The sequence below is a fragment of the Streptomyces longisporoflavus genome, from assembly GCF_014649775.1.
GTDB lineage: Bacteria > Actinomycetota > Actinomycetes > Streptomycetales > Streptomycetaceae > Streptomyces > Streptomyces longisporoflavus.
Genome location: NZ_BMTR01000022.1, coordinates 74,828 through 96,829, shown reverse-complemented (window position 1 = coordinate 96,829; position 22,002 = coordinate 74,828). Strand labels below are relative to the sequence as shown.

Sequence of the window (22,002 nt, the reverse complement as noted above, 5' to 3'; positions counted from 1 at the left end):
GCTACCTCCCGGCAGCGGCCGGGCGCGGGAGCTTGCAGCCCTTGCGGGTGAGGTCGATCTTGCTGTCGTGGGTGACGCAGGGGACGATCCCGTACGTCTGCTGGGCGTAGTTGATTCCCTTGCGGACCGTCACGTTGCCGTGGCGGTCGACCTCGCACGGATTGTTGAGGGTGCAGCGCTCGCCGTCCTCGTTCCCCGTGTTGTTGACGGCCGTGACCTTGCCGGTCTTGTGGTCGATCACCGGTGAGCCGGAGGTGCCGCCGATGGTCTGGCACTCGGGGGTGTAGCGGACGGAGTCCTTCCAGGTCCACTCGCCTTCCTTGAGGCGGTACACGAACCCGTCGATCTTGCAGGTGTACGTCTCTTTCCAGTACCCGGAGACGACCGTGATGGCCCGCTTCTTCACCGGGTGGTCGTCCTCGATCTCCAGCGCCTTGATGCCGTACTTCTTCTTGATGTCGGCGTAGCTGGTGGTGAGTTGGTACAGCGAGATGTCGGTGTCGGTCATCGTCGCGTACGAGATCTTGCTCGCCGTGAGCGTCGCCTTCTCGGCGCCCTTCGCGTCGAGCAGCTTGAAGGTGCGGGTGGACGGCTGGTCGACGATGACCTCGCCCGCCGCCGGGAACCCGCTCTCCAGGCAGTGGCCGTTGGAGAGGACGAGCGCGGGGTCGTCCGGCTTCGACTGCGGTACGCGGACCACGGAGCCCGAACAATTGCTGAGCGCGACGGTCCCGGCGAAGTCGACGCCCTTCGCCGCCGCCTGCGACGACGCCTGCCCCGCCGCCTGTGACGACGCCGGGGCGCCCGGCGCCGCGACCGACGGCGCGGAGCCGAACCCTACGAGGGTGAGGGCGAGTAAGCCGCCCGCGAGAGCCTTGTTCATGAGTGGAGCCCCCCTTGTAGCTGTGCCCTGTGTGCCTGTGTGGTCGTGCGGTTGTCATGGGCATTCTTCGGGGGGCCCCGGATGGGGACAAGGGGTGAGAACTCTTGCATTTCACCGGTCCCGTCCCGCACGAGACGGCGGGACCGGCCCGGAAGGGAGGAAGGGCCGGCCCCGCCGTGGCGGAAAAGCGTTACGGCTTGGGAAGCTCGCAGCCCTCGCGGCTCAGGTCGATCTTGTTGCCGGGCGCCACGCAGGGCACGATGCCGTACGTCTGCTGGGCGTAGTTGATGCCCTTGCGGACCGTCACCTTGCCGTTCTCGTCGACCTCGCACGGGTTGTTGTCCGTGCACTCCTCGCCGCTCTCGTTGCCGGTGTTGTTGACGGCGACCACCTTGCCGGTCGCGTCATCTATCACCGGTGAGCCCGAAGTGCCGCCGATCGTCTGGCAGTCGGGGGTGTAGCGGACCGAGTCCTTCCAGGTCCAGTTCCCCTCCTTGAGGCGGTACGCGAAGCCGTCGATGCTGCACTTGTACAACTTCTTCCAGTAGCCGGACGCGACGGTGATCGCCCTGCCCTGCTCCGGGCGCGCCGCGTTCAGCTCAAGGGCCTTGATGCCGAACTTGCTCTCGATCTCGCTGTAGGTGCTGGTCAGTTCGTAGAGCGAGAGGTCCGTGTCCGTCATCGTGCCGTAGGCGATCTTGCTCGCCTTGACCGTTCCGGCGTCGCCGCCGCTGGAGTCGAGGAGCGTGAAGCTGCGCGAGGACGGCTTGTCGACGACGACCTCGCCGGGCGCCGGGAAACCGGCCTCCAGGCAGTGGCCGTTGGACATCACGAGCGCCGGGTCGCCGGGCTGCGAGTCGGGTACGCGGACGACGGAGCCGGAACAGTTGCTCAGCGCGACCGTGCCCGCGAAGTCGACCGCCTTCGCCCGAGCGGGCCGTTCGTCACTGACTGCCGACGCGGGCGCCGCCGTCGCTCCGATGAGGAGGGCGGAGAAGCACGCGGCGACGAGAGGCTTGTTCATGTGGGGGGTCCCCTCAGTTGACCATGTGACCGAAGTTGCTTCGGTTTTGTCATGCGCATTGTTGGGGTCATCGGCCGCGAGAACAAGACCGCATACGGACATGGCTCACCGCTGACAGGACACTCCCGGCCGGCGGCGCGCCGAGGGCGACCGTCCGGTCGGAGCAGTCACCGCACGGCCCCCTCCCCGACGTGGCGCAAAACACGAGGCGGGTCTCGTTACGCGGCCGTAAGCTCGCGGACATGCAGGTCATCCAGTCGACGAAGCTCGCCAACGTCTGTTACGAGATCCGGGGCCCGGTGCTCGAGGAGGCGATGCGGCTGGAAGCGGCGGGCCATCGCATCCTGAAGCTGAACACCGGCAACCCCGCGGCCTTCGGGTTCGAGTGCCCGCCCGAGATCCTGGAGGACATCCTCCGCAACGTCGGCGACGCGCATGGTTACGGCGACGCGAAGGGCCTGCTCGCGGCCCGTCGCGCGGTGGTCATGCACAACCAGACCCTGGGCATCGAGACCGACGTCGAGCACGTCTTCATCGGCAACGGCGTCTCCGAGCTCATCGTCATGGCCATGCAGGGCCTGCTCGACGACGGCGACGAGGTCCTCGTACCGGCGCCGGACTATCCGCTGTGGACGGCGGCCGTCTCGCTCTCCGGCGGCACGGCCGTGCACTACCGCTGTGACGAGCAGGCGGACTGGATGCCGGACCTCGCCGACATCGAGCGCAAGGTGACCGACCGCACCAAGGCGCTCGTGATCATCAACCCGAACAACCCGACGGGCGCCGTATACAGCGAGGACATGCTGCGCGGCCTGACGGACATCGCGCGCCGCCACAATCTCCTGGTCTGCTCGGACGAGATCTACGACAAGATCCTCTACGACGACGCGGTCCACACCCCCACCGCCGCCATCGCCCCCGACCTGCTCACCCTCACCTTCAACGGCATGTCGAAGGCGTACCGGGTGGCCGGTTACCGCGTCGGCTGGGTGTCGATCTCCGGGCCCAAGGCGCACGCGTCCTCGTACATCGAGGGCCTGACGATCCTCGCCAACATGCGCCTGTGCGCGAACATGCCCGGCCAGCACGGCGTGGTCGCGGCGCTCAGCGGGCGGCAGACCATCAACGACCTCGTCCTGCCGGGCGGACGGCTCGTGGAGCAGCGCGACACGGCGTACGACCTGCTGACGCAGATTCCCGGCGTGAGCTGTGTGAAGCCCAAGGGGTCGTTGTATCTCTTCCCGCGCCTCGACCCGAAGGTCTTCAAGATCAAGGACGACCGCCAGATGGTGCTCGACCTGCTCCGCGCCGAGAAGATCATGGTCGTCCACGGCACCGGCTTCAACTGGCCCGAGCCCGATCACTTCCGGGTCGTCACACTGCCCACGGCGACGGACCTGACGGAGGCCGTGACCCGCATCGGCAACTTCCTGGACGGTTACAGCCAGCCCTAGATCCCCAGAACCAGCCCGACTCAACTTTAGACAGAATCTAATGTAGGATGGCTTTCAAGCTACCCGCCAGGAGGCCATCCCATGTACGAGCCGATCCGCACCAAGTCGGTCCACGCCATGGCCGACCCCGGCGACTTCCCGCACCGCTCCCGCGAGGAGGAGCTGGACATCCAGCTCGCCGCGCATCTGGCGGCGCTTCTCGCGGTCACCGACGAGCTGCGTGCCCTCGCGCCCTCGCTCGACCTCGACGACGCCGCCGAGCAGCTGTCGTCCGAGGTGGCCCGGCTGCGTGGCGGCCTCGCGCCCGTCCGCTCGGCCGTGGTGACCGCGATCCACGAACCGCACCTCACCGCCCTGCACCAGCGTGCCCACGCTCTCGCGGGCCGCGCTCTGGTGGTGGCGGCGTCCCGCGCCGACACCGCGGCGGCGATTCTCGCCGCTCGGCGTATGGACGCACACGCCGGCGCGGCCCGGCTCGTGGGCGCCATCTGAGCTGCCGCTGGCCCCGCCTGTGCGGCTGCGGGTGCGTCGTGGCTGGGCGCGCAGTTCCCCGCGCCCCTTCGGGGCCCGGCCCCATGAACGGCCCCGGTCCGAAGGCCCTGAGGTTCTTCGGACCGGGTGCCATCTACCCCGCTAGCTGATCACCCGTACCGTCGCCTCGGCCGATGAGGCCGTGTGCAGGTCGTCGCCCTCGTAGCTCACCGCGTAGAGGGTCTTGCCCCGCTTGTTCGGCAGGTCCTTGACCTTGAACGTGCCGTCGGCGGCGACCGACGCCGAGGTCAGTTCACCCGTCGTGCCGAACCGGTCGGTCCGCGTCACCTTCAGGGCGATCCCGGACGGCAGGGCGCGGCCCTGCCCGGTCAGCTTGCCGGGGATCTCGACGCCACCCGCGCGGGTCGCCTCGGCGGGCGCCGTCAGCTCGATCGCCGTCGCCGCCTTCGCCACGTCGACGGTGAGCGTGACGTCCTCGGCGGGACGGTGCGTGACATCGCCGAGGAACCGCAGCGTGTACGTCGTCTCGCCGAGCCGGTCAGGCACGTCCAGGACGGTGAAGCTGCCGTCGGCGGCGACCTTGGCGGGCGCCACCTCCGTCGTGCCGTCCGCGTCCTTGCGGACCGCCTCGACCTTCACCGGCTCCGCGGGCGCGGGCCCGTCCAGCTCCAGCTTGCCCCGGATGCCGAGCGGTTCGCCGACCACGGGCTTCGACGGCGTGGTGCTCAGGGTGCCCGAGAAGCGCGAGTCGTACTGGGCGGCCGGCGGCTTGATGACGTGCAACCAGTGGTTGTAGCCATCCGTGGTCACCGCGAAGAGCCGCGAGCCGTCCTTGGACCAGTCGAGGCCGCGCGGCACGACCCGCGAGCCGTCGAGCTCCCCCTCGAAGGCGAACTCCATCGGAGTGGTGCCGTCCGCCGGGTCGGCGGGCTGGATCAGCAGATCGGACACGCTGCCCGAGGCGTCCGCACCGCGCGCCACGTACTTCCCGTCGCCGCTGAACGCCACCGCCGATGCCTTCGCGCCCGTCGGCAGCGGCTGGTAGCCGGTCGGGGCGTCCGCCAGGTCGGAGGCGTCGAGCAGCCGGGTGCCGTACGCCGCGTCGGCGACGGCGATCCGCTTGCCGTCCGCGCTCTGGGCGAGGTCCTTGAGGTCGAGCGCGCCCTTGCCCTCGGCGTCCGCGAAGCGCCGCTGCGGGCCTCGCACCAGATTGTCGCCGCTCGCGTCGAAGGTGGCGACGAACGCGTTGGCCGCGCTGTTCGTGCCCGCCTGCCCCATCACGAGCCGGTCCGGGGCCCCGGGTCCCGACTCGATCTTCAGCCTGCCCTCGCTGTTCCAGCCGGTGTTGACGTACGAGGCGCCCTTCACCTGGTACAGCAGGGCGCTGTTGTCGGGCCTGTCGCAGTACGAACTGCCGCTGTACGGCGTCTCCGTGAACCACGTCTTGCCGCCCGCGACGGCCACTTCCCGGCCGCAGGTGACGTCGTAGTTCGTGCCCGTGGCACCGGTCCTGGTCTGTGTCGCCGTGTCGAACGCGAGGATGCGGTTGGACTGCGACACGTGCAGGGTCGCGCCGTCCGCGCTGAGCGCCATGCCGGACGCCGGCTGGTCGGTGGCGAGCGAACCGACGCGCTGTCCCTCGAAGTTGTAGACCAGGACGGCGCTGGCCCCGCTGCCGCTCCTGTTCCCGTCGGTGACGTAGACCCGCTCGTTCGCGTCGTCCACCACCATCGCGCCGAACGAGTAGATCGGCAGCTTCGCCACTTCGTCGGACGGAGTGGCGGCGTACGCGGCGGGCGTGGTGCCTGCGACCAGACCGGCCGACCCCAGGACCACCGCGAGTGCGGCGCCCGTCACACGTCTTAACCGCTGAGACTTCTTCAACTTGGCCCCCCACAGGCTCAATTGGGGCGCGCGACGATCAGCGGCCCCCCGTGTGGGGCCATTGAAACATGTGAGGGGCATGTGAAGGCAGCGTATGCAAGATGCGCATATACGCGGATGGGCCCCGCACGCCGTTGTGCGGGGCCCATCCGGAATGTGCGTATGGTCAGCCGAGACGCTGGACCAGGGCGCGGTACTCGTCCCACAGTTCCTTGGGCGTGTGGTCGCCGAAGGTGTTCAGGTGCTCGGGGATCAGCGAGGCCTCGTCGCGCCAGACCTCCTTGTCGACCGTGAGCAGAAACTCCAGGTCATCCTTGGCCAGGTCGAGGCCGTCCGTGTCCAGGGAGTCGACCGTCGGCAGGATGCCGATGGGCGTCTCGACGCCGTCCGCCTTGCCGTCGAGGCGGTCCACGATCCACTTCAGGACGCGGCTGTTCTCGCCGAAGCCGGGCCAGACGAACTTGCCGTCGGCGTTCTTCCGGAACCAGTTGACGTAGTAGATCTTCGGCAGCTTGGACTGGTCGGGCTTGTCCGCGCCGACCTTGACCCAGTGGGCCATGTAGTCGCCCATGTTGTAGCCGCAGAACGGCAGCATCGCGAACGGGTCGCGGCGCAGCTCGCCGACCTTGCCCTCGGCCGCGGCGGTCTTCTCGCTCGCCACGTTCGCGCCGAGGAAGACGCCGTGCTGCCAGTTGAAGGACTCCGTGACCAGCGGCACCGCGCTGGCGCGACGGCCGCCGAAGAGGATCGCCGAGATCGGCACGCCCTTGGGGTCCTCCCACTCGGGCGCGATGATCGGGCACTGCGAGGCGGGCGTGGTGAAGCGGGCGTTGGGGTGCGCGGCCGGGACGCCGGACTCGGGGGTCCAGTCGTTGCCCTTCCAGTCGGTGAGGTGGGCCGGGGTCTCCTCCGTCATGCCCTCCCACCAGACGTCGTTGTCGTCGGTGAGCGCGACGTTCGTGAAGACCGAGTTGCCCCACAGGGTCTTCATGGCGTTGGCGTTGGTGTGCTCGCCGGTGCCGGGCGCGACGCCGAAGAAACCGGCCTCGGGGTTGATCGCGTAGAGCCGGCCGTCCTCGCCGAACCGCATCCAGGCGATGTCGTCGCCGATGGTCTCCACGGTCCAGCCGCGGGTCGTCGGCTCCAGCATGGCGAGGTTGGTCTTGCCGCAGGCGCTCGGGAACGCGGCGGCGACGTACTTCGCCTCTCCCTGCGGCGGGGTGAGCTTGAGGATCAGCATGTGCTCGGCGAGCCAGCCCTCGTCGCGAGCCATGACGGAGGCGATGCGCAGGGCGTAGCACTTCTTGCCGAGCAGGGCGTTGCCGCCGTAGCCCGAGCCGTAGGACCAGATCTCGCGGTCCTCGGGGAAGTGCGAGATGTACTTCGTGGAGTTGCAGGGCCACGGCACGTCCGCCTGGCCCTCTTCGAGCGGGGCGCCGAGCGTGTGGACGGCCTTCACGAAGAAGCCGTCGTCGCCGAGCTCGTCCAGGACGGCCTGGCCCATGCGGGTCATGGTGCGCATGGAGACGGCGACGTACGCCGAGTCGGTGATCTCGACGCCGATCGCGGAGAGCGGTGAGCCGAGCGGGCCCATGCAGAACGGGACGACGTACATGGTGCGTCCGCGCATGGAGCCGCGGAAGACGCCCTCGTCGCCCCGGAAGATCTCCCGCATCTCGGCGGGGTCCTTCCAGTGGTTGGTCGGGCCCGCGTCCTCCTCCTTCTCGGAGCAGATGAAGGTGCGGTCCTCGACGCGCGCGACGTCGGTCGGGTCGGAGGCCGCGTAGTACGAGTTGGGGCGCTTGATCGGGTCGAGCTTCTTGAAGGTGCCCTTGGCCACGAGCTCCTCGCACAGGCGCTCGTACTCGGTCTCGGAGCCGTCGCACCAGACCACGCTGTCCGGTTGTGTCAGTTCGGCGATCTCGTTCACCCAGGAGACGAGCTCCCGGTGGTCGGTGGGAACGGTGCCCATGGAAGCTGCGAGAAGGGGAGCCGCGATGTCGCGCGCCACGATTGCTCCTATACGAGGGGTTTTGGTTTGTGTTGCCCCGTGGGGGCTCCGACCCGGACGCTTCACGTATTGATCCCTCTGGCGCTCATCCGGTGCCGATCGCACTCATTTGATCATCCGATGCTTCTGCCCATATGTCCAGAGGGCCGCACACGTGAGCGGCGTGAGCATCGCCACTCGCCCGGGCGGCCGTCGCCACTACCCCGAGTAGCCGTCACTACTCGCCCGGGTGGCCTTTCGTACGCGAATCAGTCACTTGTACGCTCGGGTATCACCGTGAGCATCGCCACTTGTGCGCCTCGGTTCCCACTTGCCTGATGCCTAACTTACGGTTGCGTAGGTACGATGCCGATATGACCGCTCCTGTCCCCGACGCGGACACGAACTCCCCGGCCAAGAGCCACGATTCGTCTCCGCTCGACGCCCTGCCGCACCCCGAGATCCCGGACCTCGCGGAGCTGAAGCCGAAGATGCGCGGCTGGCTGCACGCGGGCATGTTCCCCGCGGTGCTGATCGCCGGAATCGTGCTCACGGCGCTCGCGGGCTCCACGCGCGCGCGGATCGCCTGCGGTATCTACGTACTGACGGCCTGCCTGCTCTTCGGCGTGAGCGCGATCTACCACCGGGGCACCTGGGGTCCGCGCGCGGACGGCGTGCTGCGCAGACTCGACCACGCCAACATCTTCCTGATCATCGCGGGCACGTACACCCCGCTGACGATGCTGCTCCTGCCCGAGTCCAAGGGCCAGTGGCTGCTCTGGGGCGTATGGGGCGCGGCGGTCGCCGGCATCCTCTTCCGCGTCTTCTGGGTCGGCGCCCCGCGCTGGCTCTACACCCCGTGCTACATCGCGATGGGCTGGGCCGCGGTCTTCTACCTGCCGGACTTCATGCGGGCGGGCGGCATCGCCGTACTGGTCCTCGTGGTCGTGGGCGGACTGCTCTACAGCGCGGGCGGCGTGATCTACGGCATCAAGCGCCCCAACCCCTCCCCCCGCTTCTTCGGCTTCCACGAGGTCTTCCACTCCCTGACACTGGCCGCGTTCACGGTGCACTACGTGGGCATCTCGCTGGTGGCGTACCAGCACGGGCAGTAGGCCCCGGTTCTCCTTCCCCTCCTGTTCCCCTCCCGATGGCCGCGGCTCACGAGCCGCGGCCATTTGCGTGCCCGGGGACACCCGTACGACGCAAGCAGGCCTTGACGGCCACTACCTTTTGACAGCTACTCTCATTTCATGGCCACTGTCAAAAGCTCGCCTGCCGCACACCGGCAGGACCCAAGGCGTTGGTGGGCCCTTGCCGCCCTGGTCGCGAGCATGCTGGTGCTCGGTTTCGACATGACGATCCTCAATGTCGCCCTGCCGACGATGGCCGGGCAGCTGGACGCGAGCACGGGCGAGCAGCAGTGGATGGCGGACGCCTACATCGTCGTCTTCGCGGCCCTGATGCTGCCGGCAGGGCTGCTCGGCGACCGGTTCGGCCGCCGCAGGATGCTGGTCACCGGGCTCGGCGTCTTCCTGGCGGGCTCCCTGCTCGGCGCCCTCGCCGACTCCGTGGCGCTGGTCGTCGCGGCCAGGGCGGTCATGGGCATGGGCGGCGCACTCGTGATGCCGCTCGCCCTGGCCGTACTGCCCGCGCTCTTCGCACCCGGCGAGCGGACCAAGGCCGTCGGCATCGTCTCGGCGGCCTCCGCGCTCGGCGCGCCGCTCGGGCCGATCGTCGGCGGCTGGCTCCTGGACCACTTCTGGTGGGGCTCGATCTTCCTGATCAACGTCCCGATGGTCGCGATCGGCATCACGGCCTGCCTCTTCCTGCTCCCGGAGACGACCGATCCCTCCTCGCCCAAGGTCGACGTCGTCTCCACCGCGCTCACCGCGGCCGGGCTCGGCGCGCTCATCTACGCGATCATCGAGGCGCCCGTACGAGGCTGGGGCGATCCCCTGGTCCTCGGCATGGCGGGCGGCGCGGTCGCCCTGATCGCCGCGCTCGTCCTGCGCGAACGACACGTGCCCCGCCCGATGCTCGACATGTCGCTGCTCCGCAACCGCGGCTTTCTGCTCAACACGCTCGCGGCGACGCTCGTCATGTTCGTCCTGTCGGGCCTGATGTTCGTGCTTCCGCAGTATCTGCAGGTGGTGCTCGGCCATGACGCCTTCGGCACCGGCGTGCGGCTCCTGCCGATGATGGGCGGTCTGCTGGTCGCCGCGAAGGGCGCGGAGTCCGTCGTACGACGCTTCGGCCCGCGCGCGGTGATCAGCTGCGGGCTCGTCGTGCTCGCCTTCGCGGCGATCCTCGGCAGCCGTACGACGGTCGACTCCGGCTACGGCTTCACCGCGCTGTGGCTCACCATCGCCGGGCTCGGCTTCGGCTTCGCCGTCGTACCGGCCATGGACTCGGCCCTCGGGGCGCTCCCCGTGGAGCGGGCCGGCTCGGGCACCGGGCTCATGATGACCGTGCGGCAGGTGGGCGGCGCCGTCGGGATCGCGCTGCTCGGCTCGCTGCTCACCGTCGTGTACACGGACCGGCTCGACACCGGCAAGCTGCCGGACGGGCCCGCGGACGCCGCGGGTGAATCGGTGGTGGCCGCCCATGAGGTCGCCGACCGGCTCGGGGCCGCCGGGCTCGTCGACTCCGCCGACCGGGCGTACGTGGACGGGATGGTGACGGTGCTTCTGGTGAGCGGAATCGCGGCGTTGGTGACGGCGCTGCTGGTCGCGGCGCTGCTGCCGGGGACGACTCCCGCGCCGCCGGACGACACCGACATGGCACGGCAGACGGCCGATACCCGAGAATGAGGGCCATGACGGCCGCACGTACCACCGCTTCCGCACCCGGCTCCCGGCCGGGGCTGCGTGAGCGGAAGAAGCTCAAGACCCGCATCGCGATCCGTGAGGCCACGTACCGGCTGATCGAGGATCAGGGGTACGAGGCCACCACGGTCGAGCAGATCGCCGAGGCGGCGGAGGTGTCGGCGTCGACGGTCTTTCGCTACTTCCCGACCAAGGAGGACATCGTCCTCACCGACGAGTACGACCCGCTGCTCGAACAGGAGCTGCGGGCGCGCCCGGCGGACGAGCCGATCGTCGAGTCCCTGCGGCTCGTGCTGCGCCGGGCGGTGAACCTCGGCTTCACCGAGGAGCCGGAGGTCTCGCGCCTCCGTACGCGCCTGATGATCGAGGTCCCGGCCGTACGGTCCCGGCTCCTGGAGAGCATGTCGGTCACCGGCCGCATGCTGTGCCGCGTCATCGCGGAACGCACCGGCCGCGACGCCGGTGAGCTGGAGGTCCGGGTGTTCGCGATGGGGCTGATCGCCGCGCTCACGGAGACGGCCGCGTACTGGGCGGAGCACGACCACCGGGACGACCTGGGCGAGCTGGTGGACCGCTCCCTGACCATGCTGGCGGCCGGCTTCGCCCCCGGCGGCGAGGCGCCGTAAATCCCGGGCCCTCCCTACGTGCCCCGTGCCATCCTGACCGCATGAACGGTCCGGAGATCCTCATCCAATTCGCCCCCGAGCTGGGGCTTTTCGTCCCGCACGAGCGAAGGGGCGGCCCCGCCAGCGCCGTTACGGACGGTGTGTCCACGCTCGGCCACGTCGTCGAGTCGCTCGGGGTGCCGCTGACGGAGGTCGGCGCGCTCGTCGTGGACGGTGCGGAGGTCCCGGTCTCGCACATCCCCGCGGCGGGCGAGTCGGTGCAGGTCCGCGCCGTCCCCCGCCCCCAGCCCGTACCCGGCGCCCCTCTCCGCTTCCTCCTGGACGTCCACCTGGGCACGCTGGCCCGGCGGCTGCGGCTCCTCGGCGTCGACGCGGCGTACGAGAGCACGGACATCGGCGACCCCGCCCTCGCCAAGCGCTCGGCGGCCGAGCAGCGGGTGCTGCTCAGCCGGGACAGGGGGTTGCTGCGGCGGCGCGAACTGTGGGCGGGCGCGTACGTCTACAGCGACGCGCCGGACGAACAACTCCGCGATGTGCTGGGCCGGTTCGCACCCGCGCTGCGTCCGTGGACGCGGTGCACCGCCTGCAACGGCTCACTGCGTGCGGCGAGCAAGGAGGACGTGGCGGAGCGGCTGGAGGGGGGTACTCGGGGGACGTATGACGTGTTCGCGGAGTGCGGGGAGTGCGGGAAGGTGTACTGGCGGGGGGCGCACCATGATCGGCTGGAGGGGATCGTGGAGCGGGCGGTAACCGAATTCTCCCCGACCCCGCCGCCCCCTCCCGGCTGCATCTGATTGCGGCTCCGCCGCGCAGGGGCTCCGCCCCGGGCCCTGGTCCTCAAACGCCGGACGGGTGAACGATTTCAGCCTGTCCGGCGTTTGAGGACGAACTCGGCGAAGCCGGTGACGACGGCACGCACAAGGCCCTCGCGCCGAGCCCTCAGCCAGACAGCTTCGCCGCCAGTTCCCCCGCGTCAGCGGTAGGCGCGTCGCAGACGAAACGGCGGCAGACATAGGCCGCAGCCAGCTCCCTCCCCGCGAGCAGCGGAAACTCGTCGCTGCCCGCCGGACCGACCGCCACCACGGCCCCCGGCGCCGCCCCCAGCAGCGCGGTGCGATGCAACTCCCCGCCCACAGCACCGATCACCGCGACCTCCCGGGGCCCGTCAAGCGCCGCCTCGGCCACCGCGAGCCCATGCCCGATGAACCGCGGCGCCCGCGGCGCGAGCCCCTTCACGACCCCCAGCGCCCGCTCGGCCGCCTCACGATGAGGCGAAGCCCCCGTATGCGCCGCGTACGAAAGCAGCGCCCCCGCAGCCGCCGTCCACCCGGACGGCACCGCGTTGTCGGTGGGGTCCTGCGGCCGCCTGATCAGCTGCTCCGCGTCCGCGGCGGTGTCGTAGAGGGACCCGGACTCCGCGTCCACGAACTGCCCGAGGACGTGGTCGAGCAAGAACCCCGCGAACTCCAGCCACACCCCCTCCCCCGTCACGGACGCCAGCGCGAGGAACCCCTCGGCGACATCCGCGTAGTCCTCGAGGACACCGGCGTTGACGCCCACGACACCGTCCCTCGACGTACGGGAGAGCCGCGCCCGGTCGTCCATGTGCAGGCGCACCAGCAAGTCCCCGGCACCCACGGCCGCCGCCACCAGATCCGGCCGGTCGAAGTACGCGCCCACTTCCGCGAGCGCGGCGACGGCAAGACCGTTCCAGGCGGCGACGACCTTGTCGTCGCGGCCCGGCGCCGGCCGCCGCGACCGCGCCGCGAGCAGCCGCTCCCGGATCGAGGCCAGCCGCCCGGCATCCGCCGCCACGCCCGCGTCCGCCGGCAGCTGCAGGACCGAGGCGCCCTCCTCGAAGGTCCCTTCCTCCGTCACCCCGAAGTACGCGGCGGCGATCTCCGCGTCGGCGTCGCCGAGCACCTCGCGCAGCTGCCGCGGCGTCCATACGTAGTACGCGCCCTCGACGTGCTTGCCGGTCGCGGCGTCCTCGCTGTCCGCGTCGAGCGCAGAGGCGAAGCCGCCCTCGTTCGTGCGCAGTTCGCGCACCATGAAGTCGGCGGTCTCCAGGGCGACGCGCCGTGCGAGGTCGGAACCGGTGGCCCGCCACAGGTGGGCGTAGACCCGGCAGAGCAGGGCGTTGTCGTACAGCATCTTCTCGAAGTGCGGCACGACCCACTCGCGGTCCACGGAGTAGCGGGCGAAGCCGCCGCCCAGCTGGTCGTAGATCCCGCCGCGCGCCATCCGCTCGCAGGTGTCGGCCGCCATCTGGAGGGCGCCCTCCGCACCGGTGCGGGCGTAGTGCCGCAGCAGGAACTCGATGACCATGGACGGCGGGAACTTGGGCGCGCCGCCGAATCCGCCCCGCGACGCGTCGTAGTCGCGGGTGAGGCCGAGCAGTGCCTGCGCGAGCTCCTCCTCGCCGGGCAGCTCGTCGGCCCCGAAGGCCAGCCGGCGTTCGGCGAGGTCGCGGACGATCTTCCCGGCGACCTCGTCGACCTCGTCGCGCCGGTCCGTCCAGGCGCGCCGGACCCCGTCGGCCACCTGCCGGAAGGAGGGCATGCCGTGGCGGGGCTCGGGCGGGAAGTACGTGCCGAAGTAGAAGGGCTCGGCGTCGGGGGTGAGGAAGACCGTCATGGGCCAGCCGCCCTGGCCCGTGGCGGCCTGTACGGCCTCCATGTAGACGGCGTCGATGTCGGGCCGCTCCTCGCGGTCGACCTTGATGTTGACGAAGTGCTCGTTGAGGAAAGCGGCCGTGCCGTCGTCCTCGAAGGACTCGTGCGCCATGACGTGACACCAGTGGCAGCTGCTGTACCCCACGCTGAGCAGCACGGGAACGCCTCGCTCCCGTGCCTCGGCGAAGGCGTCCGCCGACCAGGGCCACCAGTCGACGGGGTTGTCGGCGTGCTGAAGGAGGTAGGGGGACGTCTCATGGGCCAGTCGGTTCGGCATGCCCCCCATCCTCGCTCACCCGGCCCGCGGATCCGGGGACTGTCCCGCGTGATCCGCGGAGTCCCTCGCGCCGGAGCGCTGTACGCAGGACACTTGTGACCGCAGGCGACTATTGCTCTCGGAGGGGGACCCATATGCGGGACAGCCATCGGGCCGAAGCCGAGCGGCTGTTGGTGCGGGCGGTGGAGGAAGAGGTGCGGCGCTCCGGCGGGCGCATCGACGGGGGTGTGCTGCTCTCCAGGGCCAGGGGAGCGCTCGACGCCATGGAGCAGGCCGCCGCCGAGGAGTACGCGGCCTATACGAACGCCGTCGACGAGGCGCAGGCCGGGCAGCTCTCCTTCGGGCAGCGCTATACGAAGGAGGGCGCGGGAACTGCCCTGATCGTGGCCGCCGTTGCGGCGGTGGCCGCGTGTCTCGCCGACCTCGTCCTCGGCACCGGGGCCTCGACCGCGCTGGGCGCGGGCGCCGCCGTCGGCGTCGTCGGCGCGGCCACCACCGTCCTGAAGGTCACCGCGTCCCATGTGCCGGCGGCCAGCCGCCGCGCCGGTGCGATGAGCCAGCCGGGCGGGCCCGAGCAGCTGCGGTTGCAGTGGCTCACGGCTCTTGAGGTGCGCGGCATCCGGCCCTTCATCGACCAGCAGCGGGTGCTCCAGGCCTCCTCGGGCAAGAAGAAGACCGCCGCGCCCCAGCTGAGGGGCACGGACAAGAGCGCGGCGGCACGCAGGCGCACCGTACTGGAGCAGTCGTTCACCCAACTGCCCGAGCCGCAGGGCCCGTTCGCGGGCCGCCGTGCCGAGCTCGCCCGTGTCGCCCAGTGGGTGCACGCCGCGCGGGCCAGCACCGAGACCCGGCCCACCGTGGTGGTGCTGCACGGCGCGCCGGGTTCCGGGCGCTCCTCGCTCGCGGTGCGTGCCGCGCACGATCTGCGGGACCAGTTCCGGGGCGCCTGCGTCGTCGATCTGCGGGGCGAGAGCTCCCAGCCGCTGTCCACGCGGGACGCGCTGCTGCATCTGCTGAATCGATTGGGCGCCCCGCGCGAGCAGTTGCTGTTCCGGGAGCGTGCCACGCAGGAGCAGCAGGTCAAGCGGCTCAGCGAGCTCTACCACCAGTATCTGACCGGGCTCGCGGTGACCGTCGTACTTGACGACGCGAGCGACCCGGAGCAGGTGCGCACCCTGGTGCCCGAGCGCTCCGACAGCCTCGTGATCGTCACCGCCCGCAAGCCCCTGGAACTCCCGGCGGACCTGCCCGCCTGGGTGCATCAGCTGCCGGTGGAGCCGCTGGACGCGGCGGGTGCGGAGGAGCTCCTGCGGGAGGCGGCCCGGGACACCTCGGGGCCCTACGACGCCGAGTCGCAGGACGCGGTGCGGGAGTTGTGCGGCGGCCTTCCGCTGGCCCTGCGCATCGCCGGTTCCTCGATCGGTTCGCGCACGTCGAGCCGGCTCGCCGCCGACCTCGCCGCGTACGGCCCGGTGGAGCCCGTCGAGCGTGTCCTGTGGCTGCGCTACACCGATCAGGGCGAGTCGGCCCGGCGTCTCCTGCGCAGGCTCGCCCTCGCGGGCCGCGCGTCGCTCGGGACGGCCGCCGCCGCTGCCCTGCTCGGCGCCGACGAGCAGGAGGCGGCGCGCCAGCTGACCGCGCTCTCGCGCGCGGGCCTGGTCGACCACGTGCGCGGCAGCCGCTACCGCCTGCACGATCTCGTACGGTCCTTCGCCCTTGCCCGCGTCCTGGACGAGGAGGAGCCCGCCGAGCGCACGGCGGCGCAGGAGCGCCTGATCGTCAGCTACAGCGAGCTCGCGGGGGCGGTGATCCGGCTGGTCGACGGCAAGATGTCGACGCAGGCGGGCCGTTTCGACCGGCACGGCTTCCCCTCGCTCGATGCCGCCCTGCGCTGGCTGGACGACGAGTCGAGCTTCATCACGGCGGCGCTGCGGCATGCGCAGGGCGTCGACCAGAAGGCGGTGCTCAATCTCCTGGGCGCGCTGTGCGACTACTGCCTGCTGCGCGGCGACCTCTACCGCCTCGGTGAGATCAGCGAGCTCGCGCAGGCCGTCGACCAGGGGCTTCTCACCCGGAGCGTGCGATGGCGCACGGGCATCGCGTCCCGGCAGCTCGGCGAGCTCGACCAGGCGCGGACGACGCTGACGTCGGTCGTCGACCTGTACATGGAGGCCAACCAGGACGCGGGCGCGGCCCTCGCCCTGTGCTCCCTCGGGATCACCCTGCACCACCAGGGCAACCTGACGGAGGCGGCGGCCCGGCTCAGCGAGGCCCTCGCACTACAGGCCGCCGACGAGCTCGCCGGTGACCGCGCCTGGACGATGCACGCCCTCGCCGCGGTGGAGCGCGACCGCTCCAACCTCAACAAGGCGCTGGGGCTCCTGGAGGCCTCCCTGGCCCTGCACCGCGAGAACGACTCCCTGCACGGCGAGGCGTGGGCGCACTTCCAGCTCGGCCAGCTGTACCTGCGCATGGGCGACGTGCCGCGCGCGGAGGAGCAGCTGCGTGACGCCCTGGACCTCTACGGCCGTACGCGCGACGGGCGCGGCGAGGCATGGGCCCTGACGCAGCTCGCGCGGGCCCGCATGGTGGAGGGCGACGCGTCCGCCGCCGTGGACAGCCTGCGGCAGGCGGTGTCCCGGCACCGCGAGAACGAGGACGCGCGCGGCGAGGCGTGGAGCGCCTACTACCTGGGCCAGGCCCTGGAGGAGGCGGGCCGTCTCGATCAGGCGGTGCGCGAGCTCGAGCGCTCACGGACGATGTTCTCGCGGATGCGGGACGTGTACGGCCTGGCCTGCGCCCGGCACCACTCGGCCCGGGTCACGCGCGACCAGCGCGCCGCCCAGACGGGCTCGCTGCGCAATTCCGGCTTCGCCCGCCAGCTCCTGGTGGACGCCCGCGCCGACTTCCAGCGCATCGGCGTCGCGCACGGCGAAGCCTGGACGTGCCTGGAGCTCGCGGTCGTCGACGCGGGGAATACCCGGCCCCAGCAGGCGCTCGCCCTGTGCGACGAGGCCGCCGCGCTCTTCGCCTCGTACGGCGACCGGCGCGGCGGGGACTGGGCCCGCTTCCTGCGCTGCACCCTGCTGCCGTACGCGTCGCCCGGCGGCTGGGAGATCGGCACCGCCGTCGCCCACGAGGAGCTCAGCCAGCTGATCCGCGCCGATCACCCGACGCGCGACGGGGCCCTTGTCGACTACATGGAGGCGTACGGCCTTCTCCTGCGGCGCGGCGCCGACCTGGAGACCGGCTGGCAGGCCTGGAGCCTGGGCATGGTGCCCAACCGCCACTCCCGTGAGGTGATGGGAGTGACGGTGGAGTGACGGGTACGAGCGCCCGCTAGTTCTTGCGGGGCTCGGCCACGGAGGTCTCGCCCTCGCCGGAGGCACCGGCGGGAGCAGCGGCGGAGGAGTCCGCGGGTTCCTTGAAGTCGACCTTCCGCATGTGCTTGTTCATCGACTTCATCAGCCCCCAGACGGCGACAGCCATCACCGCGAAGACGATGAACCCGAGAACACCCGGGGTCACCTTGTCATCGTCGACCTCTTTGGCGAGAGGGACGAGATGCGTCATTGCCAGATGTACGTTCACGCTAGGCATTGTCGCGGATGCCCGCAAAGAGGTCGTCCTCGGGGAGGGATGTATCGACGAGCGACTTCGCGAGCTCGTACTCCTCCGTGGGCCAGACCTCCTTCTGGAGCTCCATCGGCACCCGGAACCAGCCGCCGTCGGGGTCGATCTGCGTGGCGTGCGCGATCAGCGCCTTGTCCCGGATCTCGAAGAAGTCCGCGCAGGGGATGTGCGTGGTCAGCGTCCGCTCGACCCGCTCGAACTCGTCCCAGCGCTTGAGCCAGTCCCCGTAGGGCGACTCCATGCCCTTGTCGAGCATCGCCTGGTGCAGTGCCTCGGTGCGCGGCCGGTTGAAACCCTGGTTGTAGTAGAGCTTCAGCGGGCGGTAGATGGGCCCGAACTCGCTCTCGGGGTACTTCTCCGCGTCCGCCGCTCCGTCGAAGGCCACCATCGAGATCTTGTGGGTCATGATGTGGTCGGGGTGCGGATAGCCGCCGTTCTCGTCGTACGTCGTGATGACCTGCGGACGGAAGGAGCGGATCTGCCGGACCAGCTCACCGGCGGCCTTGTCGACGTCCTGGAGGGCGAAGCAGCCCTCGGGCAGCGGCGGCAGCGGGTCGCCCTCGGGAAGACCCGAGTCGACGAAACCGAGCCAGTCCTGCTTGACGCCGAGGATCTCGCGCGCCTCGTCCATCTCCTTCCTGCGCACCTCGTGGATGTTCTCCTCGATGTACTTGTCACCCTGGAGCTTGGGGTTGAGGATGTCGCCGCGCTCCCCGCCCGTGCAGGTCACGACGTGCACGTCCACCCCCTCGGACACGTACTTGGCCATGGTGGCCGCGCCCTTCGACGACTCGTCGTCGGGGTGGGCGTGCACGGCCATCAGTCGCAGCTGCTCAGTCAAGACTCGATCCTCAGTCATTGGGCGCCCGGTCAATATGGCGCAATGGGCGGCTTCTATAGTGACGGAACCGGGGGGCGGAAAATTCCGGCATCCCTTTTCCTGGAGGACGATCATGACGGCCGTGAGCGAGAAGGCCCCCGACGGCCGTTACGGCCAGTCGCGGACGGCCGACGAACGTGCGGACCGGAAGCTGAAGATCACCGGCGGAATCCTCGGTGTGCTCTTCCTCCTGATGATCGGCTGGTTCGGGTACGACTACGTCTCGGGCACCAAGGTCAGCGGCGAAGTGATCAAGTCCGACGTCGTCTCGGACAGCGCGGTCGAGGTGCACCTCGAAGTGCGCAAGGACGCGGACGCGAAGGGGTACTGCACCCTGCGTTCGCAGGCCGAGGACGGCGAAGAGGTGGGCCGCGCGGACTTCCGTTTCGACCAGCACGAGGGACGGATCGACAAGGTCGTCACGCTGCGCACGAAGTCCCGCGGGACGACCGCCGAGCTCCTCGGCTGCCACTCCGACTGACGCGGAGTGACGCGGACCGACGCGGGCTCTCCCCTCGCGTCACGCCGGTTGCCCGACGCCCCCGGCGTACCACCGCTCACCTGCGTCGACGTATTTCTGATGGCTTATGTCCTCCCCCTCACGCGCCTGAATTGTTAGGCTCGTGGTTTCGCCCACCCGTTAGGGAACATCCTTCTGGGTAGGGCGATGCTTTGTATTCCCAGTACCTACGAGGAGCACCTGTGACCCAGACCAGCGAGAACGTCACCTGGCTGACCCAGGAGGCGTACAACCAGCTCAAGGCCGAGCTGGAGTACCTGTCTGGTCCCGCGCGCACCGAGATCGCTACGAAGATCGCGGCGGCACGTGAGGAGGGCGACCTGCGCGAGAACGGCGGGTACCACGCGGCCAAGGAGGAGCAGGGCAAGCAGGAGCTCCGCGTCCGCCAGCTGACCCAGCTCCTGGAGCATGCCAAGGTCGGTGAGGCGCCGCCGGCGGACGGCGTGGTCGCGCCCGGCATGGTCGTGACGATCGCTTTCGACGGCGACGAGGACGACACCCTGACGTTCCTGCTCGCCTCCCGCGAGTACGCGAGCGCCGATATCGAGACGTATTCGCCCCAGTCGCCGCTGGGCAGCGGTGTGAACGGCAAGAAGATCGGCGAGGACGCGCAGTACGAACTGCCGAACGGCAAGCTCGCCTCGGTGAAGATCCTTCAGGCGAAGCCCTACCAGGCCTGAGGCCCGCGACAGCGACGCACGGAAGGCCCCCGCACGTGATGTGCGGGGGCCTTTCGCGTGTCCGGGGTCTTGCCCGTGTCCGGGGGCCCTGCGCGCGTCCGGTGCCGGTCGGCTAGTCCGCGCGGCGGTACTTGCGGACCGCGAGCGTGCGGAACGCCAGGATGATGAGGACGGACCAGATCAGCGAGGCCCAGACGGGGTGCTCCATCGGCCAGGCTCCGGTGACGGACTTCGGAACGCCCTCGATCGTGTTGCCGAACAGGTCCCTGGCCGCCGCCACCGTGGCACTGAACGGGTTCCACTCGGCGACGTACTGCAAGAACCTCGGCATGCCGTCGACCGGCACGAAGGCGTTCGAGATGAACGTCAGCGGAAACAGCCAGATCAGTCCGCCCGAGGTCGCCGCCTCCGGGGTCCGCACGGACAGGCCGATCAGGGCGCCGATCCAGGTGAACGCGTACCCGAGGAGGAGGAGCAGGCCGAAGCCCGCGAGGACCTTGCCGATGTTCTCGTGGGTGCGCCAGCCGACGAGCAGGGCCACCACCGCGAGCACGGCCAGGGTCACGGCCGTCTGCACCAGGTCCGCGAGGGTACGGCCGGTCAGGACGGCGCCGCGCGCCATCGGCAGCGACCGGAAGCGGTCGATCAGGCCCTTGTGCATGTCGTCGGCGATGCCCGCGCCGGCGCCTGCCGTGGCGAACGTGACGGTCTGCGCGAAGATGCCCGCCATCAGGAATTCCTTGTACGCGCTCGCGCTGCCGGGGGGTGCGCCGGGGATGTTGATGGAACCGCCGAAGACGTACGTGAACAGGACCACGAACATCACCGGCTGGATGACCCCGAAGAGGATCATCTCGGGGATCCTGGTCATGCGGATGAGGTTCCTGCGGGCCACGACCAGCGAGTCCCTGGCCGACTGGACGATGCCGCCCTTGGGGCGGGGCGCCAGGAGCTGTCGGGTGTCGGATACGGCGCTCACTTCGCGTCCTCCTTGGCCTCGGCGTCCGCGCCACTCGCGCCGTTCCCGCCGTTCTCGCCGTTCGACGGTGCCTCCGCCACATGGCCGGTCAGTGAGATGAACACGTCGTCCAGGGTCGGGCGGCGCAGCCCGATGTCGTCGATCTCGACGCCGCGGGTGTCCAGCTCGCGGATGACCTCGGCGAGCAGCTTGGCGCCGCCGGAGACCGGGACCGTGAGCTTGCGGGTGTGGGCCTCGACGGCGACCTCGCCCTTGCCGAGGCCGCGCAGGATCTCCTCGGCCGGGGCGATGTCCTCGCGCTCGTGCACCACGACCTCGACGCGTTCGCCGCCGGTCTGCGCCTTGAGCTGGTCGGAGGTGCCGCGCGCGATGACGCGGCCGTGGTCCACGACGCAGATGTCGTGCGCGAGGTGGTCGGCCTCTTCCAGATACTGCGTGGTGAGCAGCAGGGTCGTGCCGCCGGAGACAAGCTCCTGGATGACCTCCCAGAGCTGCTGCCGGTTGCGCGGATCGAGGCCCGTCGTCGGCTCGTCCATGAACATCACCGGAGGCGACACGACGAGCGCGGCGGCGAGGTCGAGGCGGCGGCGCATGCCTCCCGAATACGTCTTGGAGGGGCGGTCCGCGGCGTCGGCGAGGTTGAACCGGTCGAGCAGTTCGCCCGCCCTGGCCTTCGCCTCCTTGGCCTTCATCTGGTAGAGCTGGCCGACCATCTGGAGGTTCTCGCGGCCCGTCAAGTACTCGTCGACGGCGGCGAACTGGCCCGAGAGGCCGATCGAGCGCCGCACTTCGTTCGGGTGCTTCAGTACGTCGATGCCCGCGACGACCGCCCGGCCGCGGTCCGGTGTCAGAAGCGTCGTCAGACAACGCACCGCGGTGGTCTTGCCCGCGCCGTTCGGCCCGAGGAGGCCGAGCACGGTGCCTTCCGGTACATCGAGGTCGACGCCGTCCAGAGCCTTTACGTCGCCGAAGGTCTTCACGAGGCCTTCGGCGTAGATGGCGCCTGGCATGTGGGTTCTCCCAGTGGTTTGGGTGAGTTCCTAGGAAAAATCTTAGATTTGCCGGGTATCACGCGCCCGGCGACCAGTGACGTGAGACACACCATAACGCGATACATCGCGTCTTCACAACGGGTTGGGCGGAGCCTGTGGACAACGCAAAATAGTGGGTAACGGCC

18 protein-coding genes are annotated in these 22,002 nt (G+C 70.0%); 9 read left to right on the top strand and 9 right to left on the bottom strand.

Annotation, left to right across the window (positions count from 1 at the left end; all coding sequences use genetic code 11):
* Position 1 precedes the first annotated feature (1 nt).
* Together IE226_RS33820 and IE226_RS33815 are read right to left on the bottom strand one after the other, a co-directional pair.
* Positions 2-883, bottom strand: a complete 882-nt coding sequence (locus tag IE226_RS33820; protein WP_190085262.1) for a trypsin-like peptidase domain-containing protein — start codon at positions 881-883, stop codon at positions 2-4.
* Positions 884-1,073: 190 nt separating this feature from the next.
* Entirely contained in the window at positions 1,074-1,907 is an 834-nt protein-coding gene (locus IE226_RS33815) for a trypsin-like serine peptidase (protein ID WP_190085261.1), read from the bottom strand.
* Positions 1,908-2,149: 242 nt separating this feature from the next.
* Here IE226_RS33815 and IE226_RS33810 point away from each other — a divergent pair, with 242 nt between their 5' ends.
* Positions 2,150-3,361 (top strand): pyridoxal phosphate-dependent aminotransferase, encoded by a 1,212-nt coding sequence (locus tag IE226_RS33810; protein ID WP_190085260.1) that lies wholly within the window; start codon positions 2,150-2,152, stop codon positions 3,359-3,361.
* 81 nt (positions 3,362-3,442) lie between these two features.
* Entirely contained in the window at positions 3,443-3,853 is a 411-nt protein-coding gene (locus IE226_RS33805; RefSeq protein ID WP_190085259.1) for an SCO4983 family protein, read from the top strand.
* 141 nt (positions 3,854-3,994) lie between these two features.
* Here the strand turns inward: IE226_RS33805 and IE226_RS33800 are convergent, their stop codons facing one another.
* The gene (locus tag IE226_RS33800; protein ID WP_229871692.1) at positions 3,995-5,710 is read right to left on the bottom strand and encodes an Ig-like domain repeat protein; all 1,716 of its coding nucleotides are present in this window, start codon (positions 5,708-5,710) and stop codon (positions 3,995-3,997) included.
* A gap of 193 nt (positions 5,711-5,903) precedes the next feature.
* Positions 5,904-7,748, bottom strand: coding sequence for a phosphoenolpyruvate carboxykinase (GTP) (locus IE226_RS33795; RefSeq protein WP_190085258.1), 1,845 nt, complete (start codon positions 7,746-7,748; stop codon positions 5,904-5,906).
* Between the two features lie 353 nt (positions 7,749-8,101).
* On the opposite strand from IE226_RS33795, the gene trhA reads away from it, so the two are divergent.
* The 4 genes from trhA to IE226_RS33775 all read left to right on the top strand — a co-directional run bounded on the left by trhA (position 8,102) and on the right by IE226_RS33775 (position 11,975).
* Positions 8,102-8,842, top strand: a complete 741-nt coding sequence (gene trhA, locus IE226_RS33790; protein ID WP_190085257.1) for a PAQR family membrane homeostasis protein TrhA — start codon at positions 8,102-8,104, stop codon at positions 8,840-8,842.
* Positions 8,843-8,980: 138 nt separating this feature from the next.
* Entirely contained in the window at positions 8,981-10,540 is a 1,560-nt protein-coding gene (locus IE226_RS33785) for an MFS transporter (RefSeq protein WP_190085256.1), read from the top strand.
* A gap of 5 nt (positions 10,541-10,545) precedes the next feature.
* Positions 10,546-11,181 (top strand): TetR/AcrR family transcriptional regulator, encoded by a 636-nt coding sequence (locus IE226_RS33780; RefSeq protein ID WP_373307087.1) that lies wholly within the window; start codon positions 10,546-10,548, stop codon positions 11,179-11,181.
* A gap of 41 nt (positions 11,182-11,222) precedes the next feature.
* Positions 11,223-11,975: a Mut7-C RNAse domain-containing protein gene (locus tag IE226_RS33775; RefSeq protein ID WP_190085254.1), complete on the top strand. Its 753-nt coding sequence runs from the start codon at positions 11,223-11,225 to the stop codon at positions 11,973-11,975.
* 145 nt (positions 11,976-12,120) lie between these two features.
* On the opposite strand, the gene IE226_RS33770 is transcribed toward IE226_RS33775, so the two are convergent.
* The gene (locus IE226_RS33770) at positions 12,121-14,133 is read right to left on the bottom strand and encodes a thioredoxin domain-containing protein (RefSeq protein ID WP_190085253.1); all 2,013 of its coding nucleotides are present in this window, start codon (positions 14,131-14,133) and stop codon (positions 12,121-12,123) included.
* A gap of 134 nt (positions 14,134-14,267) precedes the next feature.
* Here IE226_RS33770 and IE226_RS33765 point away from each other — a divergent pair, with 134 nt between their 5' ends.
* Complete coding sequence (locus IE226_RS33765; RefSeq protein ID WP_190085252.1) at positions 14,268-17,456, top strand: tetratricopeptide repeat protein; 3,189 nt, start codon at positions 14,268-14,270, stop codon at positions 17,454-17,456.
* A gap of 16 nt (positions 17,457-17,472) precedes the next feature.
* Here the strand turns inward: IE226_RS33765 and IE226_RS33760 are convergent, their stop codons facing one another.
* Together IE226_RS33760 and mca are read right to left on the bottom strand one after the other, a co-directional pair.
* Positions 17,473-17,706, bottom strand: coding sequence for a hypothetical protein (locus IE226_RS33760; protein WP_190085292.1), 234 nt, complete (start codon positions 17,704-17,706; stop codon positions 17,473-17,475).
* A gap of 19 nt (positions 17,707-17,725) precedes the next feature.
* Positions 17,726-18,607, bottom strand: a complete 882-nt coding sequence (mca, locus tag IE226_RS33755; RefSeq protein WP_190085251.1) for a mycothiol conjugate amidase Mca — start codon at positions 18,605-18,607, stop codon at positions 17,726-17,728.
* 112 nt (positions 18,608-18,719) lie between these two features.
* Here mca and IE226_RS33750 point away from each other — a divergent pair, with 112 nt between their 5' ends.
* Together IE226_RS33750 and greA are read left to right on the top strand one after the other, a co-directional pair.
* Entirely contained in the window at positions 18,720-19,127 is a 408-nt protein-coding gene (locus IE226_RS33750) for a DUF4307 domain-containing protein (protein ID WP_190085250.1), read from the top strand.
* 221 nt (positions 19,128-19,348) lie between these two features.
* Positions 19,349-19,846, top strand: a complete 498-nt coding sequence (gene greA / locus IE226_RS33745; RefSeq protein ID WP_190085249.1) for a transcription elongation factor GreA — start codon at positions 19,349-19,351, stop codon at positions 19,844-19,846.
* Between the two features lie 112 nt (positions 19,847-19,958).
* Here the strand turns inward: greA and IE226_RS33740 are convergent, their stop codons facing one another.
* Positions 19,959-20,825 carry an ABC transporter permease gene (locus tag IE226_RS33740; protein WP_190085248.1) on the bottom strand — a complete coding sequence of 289 codons (867 nt, stop codon included), beginning with the start codon at positions 20,823-20,825 and terminating at the stop codon, positions 19,959-19,961.
* On the bottom strand, positions 20,822-21,835 hold the full coding sequence (locus tag IE226_RS33735; RefSeq protein WP_190085247.1) for an ATP-binding cassette domain-containing protein: 1,014 nt from the start codon (positions 21,833-21,835) through the stop codon (positions 20,822-20,824). Before IE226_RS33735 ends, IE226_RS33740 begins: the two co-directional genes overlap by 4 nt.
* Positions 21,836-22,002: the final 167 nt, after the last annotated feature.

Coding starts and splice junctions, on each gene's coding strand:
- IE226_RS33765 (WP_190085252.1), top strand. CDS start 14,268: ATGCGGGACAGCCATCGGGCCGAAGCCGAGCGGCTGTTGGTGCGGGCG.
- IE226_RS33775 (WP_190085254.1), top strand. CDS start 11,223: ATGAACGGTCCGGAGATCCTCATCCAATTCGCCCCCGAGCTGGGGCTT.
- trhA (WP_190085257.1), top strand. CDS start 8,102: ATGACCGCTCCTGTCCCCGACGCGGACACGAACTCCCCGGCCAAGAGC.
- IE226_RS33815 (WP_190085261.1), bottom strand. CDS start 1,907: ATGAACAAGCCTCTCGTCGCCGCGTGCTTCTCCGCCCTCCTCATCGGA.
- IE226_RS33780 (WP_373307087.1), top strand. CDS start 10,546: ATGACGGCCGCACGTACCACCGCTTCCGCACCCGGCTCCCGGCCGGGG.
- IE226_RS33785 (WP_190085256.1), top strand. CDS start 8,981: ATGGCCACTGTCAAAAGCTCGCCTGCCGCACACCGGCAGGACCCAAGG.
- IE226_RS33810 (WP_190085260.1), top strand. CDS start 2,150: ATGCAGGTCATCCAGTCGACGAAGCTCGCCAACGTCTGTTACGAGATC.
- IE226_RS33760 (WP_190085292.1), bottom strand. CDS start 17,706: ATGACGCATCTCGTCCCTCTCGCCAAAGAGGTCGACGATGACAAGGTG.
- IE226_RS33770 (WP_190085253.1), bottom strand. CDS start 14,133: ATGCCGAACCGACTGGCCCATGAGACGTCCCCCTACCTCCTTCAGCAC.
- IE226_RS33735 (WP_190085247.1), bottom strand. CDS start 21,835: ATGCCAGGCGCCATCTACGCCGAAGGCCTCGTGAAGACCTTCGGCGAC.
- IE226_RS33805 (WP_190085259.1), top strand. CDS start 3,443: ATGTACGAGCCGATCCGCACCAAGTCGGTCCACGCCATGGCCGACCCC.
- IE226_RS33820 (WP_190085262.1), bottom strand. CDS start 883: ATGAACAAGGCTCTCGCGGGCGGCTTACTCGCCCTCACCCTCGTAGGG.
- IE226_RS33750 (WP_190085250.1), top strand. CDS start 18,720: ATGACGGCCGTGAGCGAGAAGGCCCCCGACGGCCGTTACGGCCAGTCG.